At 59.5% G+C, this 13,220-nt stretch carries 12 protein-coding genes and 1 pseudogene; 2 read left to right on the top strand and 11 right to left on the bottom strand.

The window, feature by feature from the left end:
- Window positions 1–227: 227 nt before the first annotated feature.
- The 11 genes and pseudogenes from OKW29_RS00425 to OKW29_RS00375 all read right to left on the bottom strand — a co-directional run.
- Complete coding sequence (locus OKW29_RS00425) at window positions 228–1,241, bottom strand: tyrosine-type recombinase/integrase (RefSeq protein ID WP_429289461.1); 1,014 nt, start codon at window positions 1,239–1,241, stop codon at window positions 228–230.
- Window positions 1,234–2,211: a tyrosine-type recombinase/integrase gene (locus OKW29_RS00420; protein WP_429289462.1), complete on the bottom strand. Its 978-nt coding sequence runs from the start codon at window positions 2,209–2,211 to the stop codon at window positions 1,234–1,236. The genes OKW29_RS00425 and OKW29_RS00420 overlap by 8 nt, the downstream gene beginning before the upstream one ends.
- Entirely contained in the window at window positions 2,208–3,461 is a 1,254-nt protein-coding gene (locus OKW29_RS00415) for a site-specific integrase (protein ID WP_429289532.1), read from the bottom strand. Before OKW29_RS00415 ends, OKW29_RS00420 begins: the two co-directional genes overlap by 4 nt.
- Window positions 3,462–3,820: 359 nt before the next feature.
- Window positions 3,821–4,219: a GFA family protein gene (locus OKW29_RS00410; RefSeq protein ID WP_429289531.1), complete on the bottom strand. Its 399-nt coding sequence runs from the start codon at window positions 4,217–4,219 to the stop codon at window positions 3,821–3,823.
- 329 nt (window positions 4,220–4,548) lie between these two features.
- A complete protein-coding gene (locus OKW29_RS00405; RefSeq protein WP_429289530.1) occupies window positions 4,549–4,791 on the bottom strand; it encodes a DUF6429 family protein in 243 nt (80 codons plus the stop codon).
- Window positions 4,788–5,882, bottom strand: coding sequence for an IS630 family transposase (locus OKW29_RS00400; protein WP_429289529.1), 1,095 nt, complete (start codon window positions 5,880–5,882; stop codon window positions 4,788–4,790). The genes OKW29_RS00405 and OKW29_RS00400 overlap by 4 nt, the downstream gene beginning before the upstream one ends.
- Window positions 5,883–6,328: 446 nt before the next feature.
- The gene (locus tag OKW29_RS00395) at window positions 6,329–7,252 is read right to left on the bottom strand and encodes a hypothetical protein (RefSeq protein ID WP_429289528.1); all 924 of its coding nucleotides are present in this window, start codon (window positions 7,250–7,252) and stop codon (window positions 6,329–6,331) included.
- A 501-nt stretch (window positions 7,253–7,753) separates the two neighbouring features.
- Window positions 7,754–8,389: an ABC transporter substrate-binding protein gene (locus OKW29_RS00390; protein WP_429289527.1), complete on the bottom strand. Its 636-nt coding sequence runs from the start codon at window positions 8,387–8,389 to the stop codon at window positions 7,754–7,756.
- On the bottom strand, window positions 8,358–8,723 hold the full coding sequence (locus OKW29_RS00385) for a hypothetical protein (RefSeq protein ID WP_429289526.1): 366 nt from the start codon (window positions 8,721–8,723) through the stop codon (window positions 8,358–8,360). Before OKW29_RS00385 ends, OKW29_RS00390 begins: the two co-directional genes overlap by 32 nt.
- A 562-nt stretch (window positions 8,724–9,285) precedes the next feature.
- Window positions 9,286–10,416, bottom strand: coding sequence for an IS110 family transposase (locus tag OKW29_RS00380; protein WP_429289525.1), 1,131 nt, complete (start codon window positions 10,414–10,416; stop codon window positions 9,286–9,288).
- A 228-nt stretch (window positions 10,417–10,644) separates the two neighbouring features.
- A pseudogene (locus OKW29_RS00375) lies at window positions 10,645–11,040 on the bottom strand (IS21 family transposase); the annotation flags it as partial.
- Between the two features lie 264 nt (window positions 11,041–11,304).
- On the opposite strand from OKW29_RS00375, the gene OKW29_RS00370 reads away from it, so the two are divergent.
- Window positions 11,305–11,535 (top strand): hypothetical protein, encoded by a 231-nt coding sequence (locus tag OKW29_RS00370; RefSeq protein ID WP_429289524.1) that lies wholly within the window; start codon window positions 11,305–11,307, stop codon window positions 11,533–11,535.
- A gap of 71 nt (window positions 11,536–11,606) precedes the next feature.
- Window positions 11,607–13,124 (top strand): cytochrome P450, encoded by a 1,518-nt coding sequence (locus tag OKW29_RS00365; protein WP_429289523.1) that lies wholly within the window; start codon window positions 11,607–11,609, stop codon window positions 13,122–13,124.
- Window positions 13,125–13,220: the final 96 nt, after the last annotated feature.

Genomic DNA, 13,220 nt, shown 5'->3' with positions numbered 1-13,220 from the left:
GGTCGACTTATTCGTAGTCCACGGGTGCATGTTCCGCCTGCACTGGCAGCTCGCTGCCAGTCCCACCAGTATCGATGAAAGCGGGACGGACTATCTATAAAGGGTCGCTATGTAAAGCTTTGCATAGCGACCCCTATGTATAGATCTCAACTATGTATAGGTTGGCTCGAAGGCGGGCATCGGCCCCTGTTCCGCAGGGCTTGAGGGGCCGACGGATCTTTACATAGTTATAGCGTCTGTAAGAAGCGGATGAGCGAATCCGGCGCACGAAATCGCCGCATCTTGGTCGCGGGAGCTTCCAGCCGAGCGAGTGCCTTCTCCTTGATGGCGAGGTCTGCCTCAACGTAGCGGTGAGTGGTATTGGTGCTCTCATGTCCGAGCCAGAGTGCGATCACGTTGAAGGGCACGCCCGATTGCAGCAGGTGCATCGCCGTGGTGTGACGCAACGTATGCGGTGAAACCTGCTTGTTGGCAAGGCTCAGCAGGCTGGTCGCGGCGCGGGCGACGGCAAGATCCAAGCGTTGCCCAACATTACAGCGAGTCATCGCGCGCCCGTCGCGATTAGGAAGCAAGGCTGCTTCAGTTCGCAGTTGTGGGTTGAGGCGCAGCCATGCGCGGATTTCCTGCACAGTCGTCTTCCACAGCGGTACCGATCGTTGTTTGCGACCCTTGCCCTGCAGGTGCACGCAAGCCGCTCCGTCGAGTACGACATCGCTCACGCGCACGCCGATAATCTCGGACACACGAGCGCCGGTGTTGTAGAGCATCGCCATGAGTAGATGGTCGCGCTGCGAGGACCAGGTCGGTCCGGGTTGCCCCAGGACTGCCACCATCTCTTCGCGAGTGAGGAAACCCAGCATCGGGCGTTCGAAGCGCTTCATCGGCACCGCCAAGGCTCGCTCTACAACATGTAGCGAGGCGACATCGCGTCGGCCGGCAAACTTCAGGAATGCGCGCAGCCCGGTCAGCCGCAGATTGCGGCTGCGAACCGAGTTGTTCCGCTCGCGCTCCAGATGATCCAGGAATGCCAGGATCAGATCGGGCTGGATGTCCACGAGTTGCATCGCGGTCGGCTCCTTGCCCAGCTTGCGCCCGGCGAAGTCCAGAAACAGCACCAGGGCGTCGCGGTAACACGCTACCGGGCGCGAGCTGAGCGCGCGCTGTGTGACCAGGTATTCGGTAAAGAACTGCTGCACGAGCGAAGCGAATGAAGGCGGCTTGGGTGCGACGGCATTACGCATCGGGCACCTCCACCTGGGGCATGAACGACTCGAATCGCTCTGCAGCCAAACCCATCAACTCCGGAACCGCCGAGAGGTACCAATACGTGTTGGTCACCATGGCGTGCCCGACGTAGGTCGACAGCGACAGCATCGCCTGATCGATATCAACACCCTGCGTGTGCCATCGCATGATGCGGTGCACGACGAAGCTGTGCCGCAGATCGTGGATACGCGGGGCGTGATGGGTCCCGCGGTTGCGCCAGTTCAGGTTCTCGCGTAGCCCTTTGAAGACGCGATGTACCTGGCGCTCGCCCAGCGGCAGTCCCCGGCGTTGACCGCGCGTGCCGACGAAGAACGGTGCGTCCTCCTGCACGGACTCGCCAGACAGCTCACGCGTCAACCGATAGCGACGCAGGGTTTCGATCGTGGTGGGGTGCATAGGTACCTGACGCGACTTGCCGAACTTGGTCTGGTGGATGGTGAGCATGCCGCGCGTGAGGTCGACATCCTCGATGCGCAGCGCCAGCGCTTCTGAGATTCGCAGCCCCGTGCTGGCGACCAGTCCGAACAGTGTCTCGAAGATGATTCCGCGCAAGCCCGGGGCCGGCCCAAGCTGTCGAGCGGCAGCCAGCAGATCAACGATCTCGCTCTCGCTATAGATATGCGGTGCCTGTCGCTCCGGCAGGCGACCGAAGATCGCATCGTCGGGAACCTCGGTACGCGGCTCGAACTGTTGCAGCCAGCGCATGAACGAGCGCAACTGTTTGAGTCGTCTCGCCCACGTGTGCGGGTCGCTGCTGCCGTGGCTGTCGCGTCGCGCCCAATCGGCCATGACCTCCACAGTCAACGGTCCGCGGTGACCGATGGACTGAACGTGCCGTGCGAAGCTGCGTAAGGCATAAGCCGGGCTGCGTAGACCAAACCCGAGGCCGCGGCGCTCAGTAAGGTAGCGCTCAACGTACGCGTGCAGAGAGAGGACGGCGCTCATGATGGGCTCCCCGGCCACGGCAGCGCCACCTCGACCAATTTACGGCTGTCGAGCTTGGCGTAGATGAGTGTCGTGTTCAGGGACCGATGGCGCAGCACGTCGGCCACCTCCTTGAGGGAGGAGCCGCTTGCCAGCAGTCGGTTTGCCATGGTGTGGCGAAGCAGGTGTGAGCCTGTGTATGGCAGCCCAGCGCGAGCGTAGGCCTGGCGAATCGTCTTGCGCACGAGATCGGGGCCTGCGGGCTCGCCGCGTGGGGCGACGTGACGTACGAAGACAGCGCGATTGCGGGTCTTGGGACGTTCATCCTTCAGGTACGCGGCAATCGCTGCGCCGGTGGTCGATGGCAGCGGCAGTACGTCTTCCCGACGCCCCTTGGTGTGCCGGAGTGTGATCGTACCGGCGCGCCAGTCGATGTCATCAAGGCCGAGCCGCGCAACTTCACCGCTGCGAAGCCCAAGATCAAGGGCACATCGTACGATGGCGGTACGCCGCATCGGGCAGCGGCCGGCTTGGCCGAGAGACCCGATCAGCCGCTCGACTTCTTCGGTCGTCAGGGTCCTGGGCAGCGAAGCCAATTGCCAGTTGGCAGGATACGAGAGCGCGCCGATGAGCCCATGTACAAGATCGCCGAGTGACGCGCGGTAGCGGAAGTAGCCGCGCAGCGCGGCCACCACTGCGCCGGCACTCGCCGGCTTGCTGTAGAGCTTTGCCTCTTGGGCGAAGAAGCGGCGCACGTGCTCAGGCCTGACCATCGGGATGTCGATGACGTAGTCGCCGAACCGCGAGGTCAGGAACCGACCTACGATGCGTAGTGCCGACTCCCGGGTCTTCGGAGCGAGGCCACGAACATGATCCATGTACTCGTCGTACTGGCGTAGTTCTTCGCTTACCGGCGCTTTGCTCACGACCGGTGGGGTGATCACTCCTCGAGCGCGTAGCACTACCAGCAGATGCCCTAGTGCAGCGCTCAGACTGGGTCGATGGCGTTGAACGACACCGTCGCAACGGCAGGACGGAAGGTGCTCGTTCAGAAACTCGGCGAGCACTGATTCGTCGATGCGACAAACATCCACACGACGGCGATGAATCCATTGCGCAAAATGATCGATGCTGCGCACGTAAGTGGCAAAACTGTTCTTGGCGTAACCACGGTCCGCCCGATATTGCACGAACGCATCGACATGAGGCGCCAAGGGCCCCACGTCGAGCCAGTTGGTGAAGCTGTGTTGAGGCAGTCGGACGTTTCCCATGACGGTCTCCTGAAGTGGAACCACCACTGGACTCCGATACCAAAACTATGTCTAGAAGATCGCTGACCGGCCTGCCACCAGCCGCGCTGCGCCTACATTACGCGAATTCGAAGCCAGCAAACTATACATAGTTGAGATCTATACATAGGGGTCGCTATGTAAAGCTTTGCATAGCGACCCAGAGCTGACGTTACCCATTGCCGAAAGCGGCCGGTCAACGTTCGAGGATAAGAGCCACGAAGAACCGTCTTCCTGCGAGCCTTGTGTGTCTGAGCATGAGCCAACCACTAGGTGGCGGCCCAGGCCGCGCGCAACTCGTTTCGGTAACCATCACAAAGGTGCAGCCCTGCCATTTGAATTCAGCCCTTGGAGTAGCTGCCCTCGTGTTTCGGCAGGGCGTCAGATACATGAACCCACGGTAACTTGCTCGATGTCCAAGTGTGATGCTCGGGAGGAACCAGGTCCGGCACGTCGAGACTGCATGTCGTAATGTCAATCTCGTCGGGGAAATCGTCGTGTTGATAGGTCAATTGCGTGCCACAGTCCGGGCAGAAAGTTCGCAAAACCGCTTTACTGCTTGCGAAGCTCCTTGGTTCGCCATGGACGAACCGAAACTCGGATCGCTTGATGCTAAACCAGGCGACGAACGGGGCCGCAGATGCGCGGCGACAGTCTGCGCAGTGACAAACTGTTGAGTTGAAGGGTGTATCCAACACTTCATAACGGACTTCTCCGCAAAAACAGCGACCTTTGAGCATTGCTCCCTCCGTGGCGTGACAGTCGCCCGCAGCGCAACGATCGTATGCGCCCGGCAATTGTAGAGGTCCGGGCTGAAGATCTCGCAGGGTCGATAGCGCAGGTGGCGCTCGAACTAGGGGATAGCACCTCGGTCGGCTGTTTCCTTTCCGAGTGTAACGGCGACTGACCGCTTTCGGCTACCAGTTCGAATGGCCGTTCCTGGCCGGCTAGCGCCCCATGACCGAGCGCGGCGATCGCCGCGGGCGCGGCCTCTAGCGCAAGGGCATAGGGCCACCCCGGCTCTGTCGACTAGCTAGGCGCTAGTGTCGTGAGTTAGAAGTTCGTTGAATCAATTCCCTGTTCTTTCCGGAATGACAAAGTGCTGATTAAAAAGTCGCTCGGACTCGCGCAGTCCTTCTTCCGTAAAGATCACTGACTTCGTCTTGTTGACAGGGTCTTCGATGAAGCCTCGTTCATGGAGTCGGTTCAGCACGTCCCAGTCGAAGCCCTTCCATGCACGGTATCGGTCATGCAGGGTCAGGTAGAGAAGCGCCAGGGAAACTTCGTCAATTGCGTCGGTATCGATATTCATGATGCTCCTGCCGCAGCCTTGCGGACACGCACACAAAACCGTTCGAGACTGGCCAGGATTTCATCGGCCGACTTGCTCCAGACAAACGGTTTGGGGTTCGCGTTATGGACATCCAGGTAATGACGGATCGCGTCTTCGAGTTGACGTGTCGACCGATGCGTACCGCGTCGAAGGTATTTTTCAGTGAGCGCGGCAAACCATCGTTCGACCTGGTTAAGCCACGACGCCGAGGTGGGTGTGAAGTGAACGTGGAAGCGAGGATGACGAACGAACCAGGCTTTGATCGAGGGCGTTTTGTGCGTGCCATAGTTGTCCATTACCAGATGCACGTCCAGGTAAGACGGCACGCTGGCTTCGATGGTGCGCAGAAAGCGCACAAATTCGCTGCTGCGATGGCGCCGATGTACATCGCCGATTACTTCACCAGTAGCGATATCCAGCGCCGCGAACAGGGTGGTCGTACCGTGCCGCATGTAATCGTGGGTACGTCGCTCAGAGATGCCGGGTGCCAACGGCAACATGGGTTGCGTGCGATCGAGCGCCTGAATCTGGCTCTTCTCGTCCACGCACAGCACCATGGCCTTGAGCGGCGGGTCCAGGTAAAGTCCGACGATATCTCGCACCTTGTCGACGAACATCGGATCGCTGGAGAGCTTGAACGTTTCATGCCGATGCGGTTGCAAGCCAAAAGCACGCCAGATTCGTGTGACCGCCGTCTGCGACAATTTCACTTCGCGAGCCATCGTGCGCGTGCTCCAGTGAGTCGCTCCGACAGGCACGGACTCGAGCGTCTTCGCGATGACTGCATCGACGCGCGCGTCATCAATCGTCCTCGGTGCCCCAGGCCGTGCCGCATCGAGCAGGCCGTCTACACGATGAATCACGAACCGCGCCCGCCACTTCGAAACCGTTTGCTGAGTGACCCGCTGTTTCGCCGCAACTGTCTTGTTGTCCATGCCATCGGCACAGGCCAACACGATGCGCGCCCGCAATGCCAGGGCCTGCGCGGTCTTGCGTCGCATCGTCAGCGCTTGCAGGTCTTCGCGCTCCGAATCGCTCAGCACGAGCTCCCCTTTGGGCCGTCCACTCATCGTTGCCTCCGCGTATCAAGTGCTACACAAAACACTTTAGTACGTGATTGGCATCATTCAATGAATTTTTAACTCAGAACACTAGGTCTACGGCTGCTCACAGGGGTACAACAGCCGCTCGCTGCACCGGATGCTAACTTACCGCCAACCGCTGTGGGCCCGCACACCGGGCCTGGCCCATGGTGTCTGTGGAGAATCCTTAGAAGATCGCATGGAGCTCATGCTGACAGCCAACCATCAGGGTGAGCCCGCGGCGAGCGCTAGGGCTCGACACGGCTTGCCGCTATTGCACTCGCTACCTGACTCCCACGCGGGCTTTTCAAACCGTGGAATTCCTAGGCCGCCCACAAAGTGTGCGACAACGGACGGCAGCAAAAAGGGAGTCCTTAAGGCTGCGCCAGCGTTGCGACGTGCATCGTAAAGGGCATTTCGGTATTCGTACTATGTCACGTCGGGACCGCGTGCTCCGGGCGGTTGCCGACGGAGCCCAGCAGCCCCAGCGCGTCGATGGTGCCAAGAAATTGCTCATATTCGCCGACAGCTGGCTGCTCAGCGATGCTGCATGCAAAGGTCAGAACCCTGAGACGGCTCAGCTTTTCCTCCTCCAGGTCCGCGATAGCGTTCTCGATGACGAGCGCTCCTTTACTGTGTCCAACCAGCGTCCTGATGTGGTCGGTGTGTTTCAGAACGGAGTGAAGTACGTCAGAAGAGCCGCTGCCATGCTGGAACACTGGAGCCTCGGTTGGGGCCGTTTTCGCTCCCGGCACGGTCGCGACCAGACTCCTTCCTACAGATGCGGCTCCCGGCAACAACACCGCCAGTGTGTTCTGAAGAGGCTGCTTCATCCAGTACGTAAAAATTCCGAACGCGAGGAAACCACCCAGTGCCTGCTGGACGACGTCAGCTAATCCGTAGCCGGGAACAATGCCTGCCACGGGCTTTCCCATTGCGCGGGAAACATTCCACGCCAAGGCCGCCGATCCGAGGGCGGAGCTTCCCACGCCACTTACCGAGATTGAGTCAATACGGCTCACGCCGTCTTTGGCGCGGAGGAACTCGGAGACATCGAAGAAGCACTGGATGTGAGGAGTCGTGCTGGCGTCAACGATAACAATGGCACCCTCTGGGTTTGCTAACGCGCTCAGGTCGACCTCTTGAAGCGCTCGAGCAAACTGCGCGCAGAAGTCACAGGGGCCGTGGATGGTCACGTCCAAACCGTCGAGTTTCATCGCGCGATGAAAAGCAGTGACGTCATAGAAGACCATATCAATGAGCGTATTGGCGAACCGAAGCGAGCTGATGAGCGGCTTGATCTGCGCGCGCTGCACCTCGAAATCGGACAGTTTGAAGGGCTCGTATACAGTAGCCATGGGGATGCTCACAGAATGCGCGACCATACGCCTTTCTGCCGTCACGTATCACACTCCCAATGATCCGCAGGGCTGGGACAACCTGCGCTGGTACGTGAAGCGTTCCTTCGGCTAGGGAGCAGGCCGACTCGCACAAAGGTAGTTAACCCTGAAACATTGCGGCGGCCAATCTACGTGCTAGGGCCGCCATGCATTTCGCGATCGCTCCACTGGCATCCGGCAGGTTCCAGAGTAAGCCCAGCAATCCAATGACAGGCTCGTGGTCGGGCGACCGGCAGCATCTGGCCGAACCCAGCCCGATGCGGACCTCTCGATCTACCGCCGCTCGATGCCGATATGCGACCGGCGTAAAGCGCCACCCATTGCAGACGCTCACAGGGTCGCGGACGTCAATGACGAAATGCTTACAGTCTGCACCGTTGACGATGCGTCACGAAAGTGCTTGCTGCTTGCCGCCGCGTTGCCGCTCACGCGTCCGATGGCTTCGCAACAGATGCCAACCTACTGGATCATCTTGTCCGCCCGTTTGATCAACTCTGCTGGGATTGTGGCGCCGATATCCCGAGCTGTCTTCAGGTTCAGAATCAGTTCGTAGCGCGTGACCGTCTCCACGGGCAGCTCGCCAGGCTTCGCCCCCTTCAGGATCTTGTCCACGTACATCGCCTCTCGCCGAAGTGCATCGCCAACACTTGTGCCATAGGCGATGAGCGCTCCCGAGCCGCCTAGACTCTGCGGAAACATGGTGGGAAGCCGGTCCTTCGCCGCCAACTCGGCGATCTCCTTCGAATGCGCCACCACCACCGGCTCCTGCAACATCAGCACGGCGTCGGCATGCGCCTGCCGGATAGCGGCGAAGACTCCCTCGAGATCGGGATTCGGTTCTGCAATGAGGAGTCGTTGAGGCTGGAGGCCCAGTGCTCGGGCCTGCTCCTCGTGTGCCGTTAACCACGGCTCAGAAAGACCGTGGTCGGCCAGGATAGCGACACGCCTGAGACTCGGGACAACTTCCTTGAGGAGCTCGAGCTGCTTCCTGGGTTGCTGTGGATCAAAGCTCGTCACGCCAGTGATGTTTTCGCCTGGCCGCTGCATACTTTTGACCACATCGTCACCTACCGGATCGACCACTATCGCGAACACGGTCGGGATCGTGGTGGTCGCTTTGCGGGCAGCGCGAGCCGTCACGGCGCCCAGCAGAGGCGATGACGTTCACCTTGAGGCTGACCAGGTCGGCAGCGAGTGCCGGCAGTCGGTCATACTGGCCTTCCGCGAAGCGCGGCTCGATGATGATGTTCTTGCCATCGATGTACCCCAGGTCGGCAAGGCCTTGTCGGAATTCGCCAAGGGCGATCGAGGAGGGGCCCAGGGGCGAGAGAAAGCCCACTCGCGGCAGCTTTGGTGCCTGTTGCTGTGCCTCAGCGGGCACAAACACGGCACACAGGACAAGGACAATGGCAGTGAACAGCGTCTTCATAAGACACCTCCCCAAACCGATTAACGTTCAAACGATGAGTGACAAATCTATGGATAGCCGACGACTGGATTCGAAGCAAGCCATTCGAGCTGGAACGCAATTGAAAAATGAGGGCCTCTCGCCGGCAATGTGGATAAGGGCCGGCAAACGGTAAGTTCTCTGCTTCATTCGCGGCCCGCACTTGTCGGGCATCAGGCGTTTAGGGTTGTTCGATGCCTGCCAGCAATGCGCGGTGGCGCACTCACATTCCTGCGAACGATGGCAGGCATCGAACAACCGATATGACTTTCCGTGTCAATCGGAATGTGTGGTTTGTAGTGTTCTCATGCGCAAATGAATTCCCTGAGGGCGGCGTAGCAGTAAATCTCGACGGTGGATCATCCTGATATCCGCGGGTTGGTTACCGCATTACATGGACCGTCTCATGAGCCTGCCGCATTCTTAAGCCGCAAGTCGGGTGATATCCGTTGCGGGGTTGTGCCGCGGGTTACTCGAGTAGCCGGGCTACGCCGCCTTCAGGAAACTCGTGGATCTATGGGGTGAGCGACGTGGTGCTTCGTAATCAGGTTGCCTCTCTGCGATAAGGCAACGCGAGCGACATCGCCAGGCGCCCGATGTCCCAGATGAAACCTGACAGTTCACGGGCGACGGCCACGACCGTCGTATTGGCATTCTTGCCACGCGCGGCCAGCCTCCGGTATCGGCGACATAGTCGAACCTGCGCGTCCCAGGCGCGATCGATGATGGCCTTGGGAATGCCTTCATGCCGACACTGAATGTCGGCGCTTACACGTGCCGGATGCCGATAGCTCCAGGCCGCCTCCACGAGCAACTTTCTGGCGTAGCTATTGCCGGTCTTGGTGATGCTTGCCTGCCGTCGCTTGTCACCCGATGAGTGTTCTGACGGGACGACGCCGAGCCATGCCATCAATTGACGCGGATGCTCAAAGCGTGACAGATCGCCGAGTTCGGCAAGCATTCCAACGGCCGTGGTGAACTGCACACCGCGCATGGCCTGCAGACCCAGGACGGCCGGATAGAACCGCCAGTTTGTCACTGCCTCACGCAAGGCGGCTTCAACACGCTGGCATTGCGCGAGCCGATCTTCGATCGTACGCCGAAGTTCCTCGAACGCGAATTGTTGCCATTCGCTACCGAACGCATACTGGCTCACCCAGCGTCGGTGAGCTGGTCCCCAGTCGGCATGACCGGCATAGCGTACATCGTGCGCGAGCAGGAACGACTTGAGCCGCTGCCGCGCCTGCCTCAAATCGTCTTTGGCCGTCATCCATGCGCGGGCGAGGTCGCGAAATGCCTCGTCCTCGACGGTCGGCACGTACACAGCTGACAGGTCACCGGCCCGTAGGGACCGCACAAGCTTGACCGCATCGCGCCGATCCGTCTTGACGCGCTCGCCGGGCTTTCTGGGAATCAATGACGGCGCGCACACCATGCAGTCGAATCCTTTCTGGACCAGTTTCCGGTAAAGGCCGTAGCCACATGGTCCTGCCTCGTAAACAACGCGTACGTGTCGCGCTTTCGATTGAAGACGCTTGCACAGGCGATCGATATCCGTCTTCGTCGTACCGGTCTTGCCGAGCAGTTCGACCTCGCCCGTGCCGAACGCATAGGCGACAGTGATCGAATCCTTGTGAACGTCGAGTCCTACGTACAGCCTGCTATCGTGTTCCATGCTGGCCTCCGTGCGGGAAATCGCCGGGTGTGGCACCGTCCACACCGTGCGGCTCTGGCAGCGATGCTAACCCGCGTTTGATTCCTCACGGCGGGCCAGCCTCTACCTCACGGAAAGTCATAGTGTCTTAAACGACCTCTGCTCAGACTGCCTCAGTTCACATCATGCCGCCGGCGGCGCTCCCTGTGACGTCAGTGCCGGATGAAGGTGTGGACGTCGTTGTGAGTGGAACTGATCGGCCACGTCCTGATAGATCGCCTGCGCGTTGCGCCTCAGGCGGACCTGCTGCTCGATCCATTCGCGATGCAGTTCGCTTGCCGAGCGCGAGAAATTGAACGCTGTGGTCTTGCCGGAATCGTCGCTAGCCGGTGGTCGCGGCGGTGGAGGAGTTTGCGTGACGACCGTTTCGGAGCCGATGGTCACCATGGAGGAGTTTGCCGAAGCGGACTTCTCGGACTCGAAGATCGCCTGATAGCGACGGATCGTCTTGCGGTCGATGCCCGTGAGCCGCTGGATCTGGCGCTGGCTCTTGTTACGCTCGAGTAATGTGAATACGGTGCTTTGCAGGTGCGGCTTCAAGACGTTCACTCCCTGAACTCCTTCTTGTTCGAAGGAGACGAAGATAGACGTCCTGCAACACTTCTCCCGTCAGCTCAATCGACGGTCGTCAGGTGGGGGAATTTGAAGTGACCATACCCGGCGGAATTTGACCGTCCGCGGGGATGAGTTCGCAAAATGCCTCTTGAAATTCAACGAAAGTCGAGGCTGCGTCTCCTCGTATCTCAGTGGTTTTGGTCTCATCTGACGGAGTTGGATTTCCTGAAAGACCGGCTGTCAAAAGCGGAATAGTCCGCACATCTCAACTTCAGCAGCGAAGACTTCTTTCGAATGAGTGAGGAGCGCACCGAAGAAGAGCCCCGCTATCCGAACCGTGGTGTGCTTCGCTTCGACCGTTTGCGCGAAGACGGTGAAATTCTGCACCCGTATTCGATCCGACGCGACGAGAGCGTCGAATGGTTCATCAGGGTGTTGCTGCTATTCCCGCGTACATATCCCGAAATCCGTGAACGTGGATCCATTGCTCTTCCCCGCGCGACTGAAGCGAATACTACGTTGTGACGCTGCATGTATTTTTACGCTCGAGATTCGTGCCGAATTGCACGCGCGCAATGAACTATGCTTTTTGAGTGATGGTCAGCGTCGAGTTCCGATTCCCTCGGCAAGTGACGCACGAAACAAGGGGCTGGCTCATGAGCGCAACGTCCAGCTGTCGCACACACTACAGGCAGGTTGCAGATCTTCCGTGCCCGAAGGGCCTACCCTTTCTCGGCAACCTGCATCAGTTGTCACCCACGAAGCTCCACCTCGTCCTGGAACATTGGGCGGAAGAGCTCGGGTCGCCTTTCAGATTCCAGATCTGCCGAATGCCTGTGACGGTCTGGACAGACCCGGAGTTGTGCCAGACCATCATGCGCGAACGTCCTCACCGATATCGCCGGTATGCGTCAATGGAGTCGGTGCTGGCGGAAATTGGCTGTAATGGGCTTTTTTCCGCTGAGGGTGCCGCGTGGGAACCTCAACGCAGACTCATCATGCAGGCGCTGTCGATCCCGCATGTCAAGGCTTTTTATCCGAGCCTGAAAGCCATCACTGAGCGGCTTTACCTCCGGTGGCAACGCGCAGCGGCGCAAGGGACTATCGTCGAGATGACGGAAGATCTTAAGCGCTACACCGTGGATGTCACGAGCTCCCTTGCTTTCGGTGAGGACCCCAGGACGCTTGAAATGAATCGCGGCGTAATTCAAGAGCACCTCGCTCTGATATTCCCAATGTTGATGAACCGCATCAACGCGCCATTCCCATATTGGCGATATGTGAGGCTGCCTCGAGACCGCAGACTCGATAGCGCACTGCTCGAAGTACACCGGTACGTCCGCGATATGATGCGGCGCGCACGCGAACGAATGCGGGATGATCCTTCAGACTCGCCACGCCATTTGCTCGAAGCGATGCTGGCCTTGCGCGATGCGCCCGGTTCTGGCGTAACCGACGATCAGGTCGCGGCAAATGTTCTCACGCTGCTGCTTGCAGGCGAAGACACGACCGCCAACTCTGTCGCATGGACGCTTCTATACATTGCGGCCGATCCCGATTTGCAGCAGCGCCTCTTCGAAACCGCGCGCGGCGTACTTGGCTCGGCACGCGTTTGCCCGGAATACAGCTCGTTGAAGGAGCTGGATTTGTTTGAGGCGGTTTGCACTGAAACCGGCAGGCTACGTCCTGTCGCTGCTGTGAACTCGTTTGAGCCGCTGGAGGACGTCTGCCTCTCCGATATCATGCTGCCGGCAGGCACCAAGATGTTTTTCTTGAATCGACCCGCCACGCTCGACGAACGTAATTTTTCGCATCCTGAGCAGTTCGACCCCGATCGCTGGCTGCACGAACCGGGTCACCGGCGTGAGACGCATGAGCCCCGCGCCTACCTGCAATTCGGAGCTGGCCCACGAGTGTGTCCGGGGCGGCACCTGGCCTCCGTGGAAATGCGACTGGTGCTGTCAATGCTGATTGCAAACTTCTCCGTCCGGATGGCTGTCGATCCAGACACGATAAAGGAGGTCACTGCCTTTACCATGGTACCGAGTGCTATGCCGGTGCATCTCTCGACACGTCAGCAGTCCGGAAATCGAGTGCTTTCGGGCGTCGCTTAGCTATGAACCACGTCCGACAAACGTTGTTACCTCTCTTCGTACCCGCATTGGCGCCACCTATACTGAACGGAATCCAACGCCCTGCGGGCGTCAGTG

Source organism: Paraburkholderia sp. CI3, from assembly GCF_050436505.1.
Lineage (GTDB): Bacteria > Pseudomonadota > Gammaproteobacteria > Burkholderiales > Burkholderiaceae > Paraburkholderia > Paraburkholderia tuberum.
Note: the sequence above shows the minus strand (reverse complement) of the source record. Positions and strands in the feature narration are given on the sequence as shown.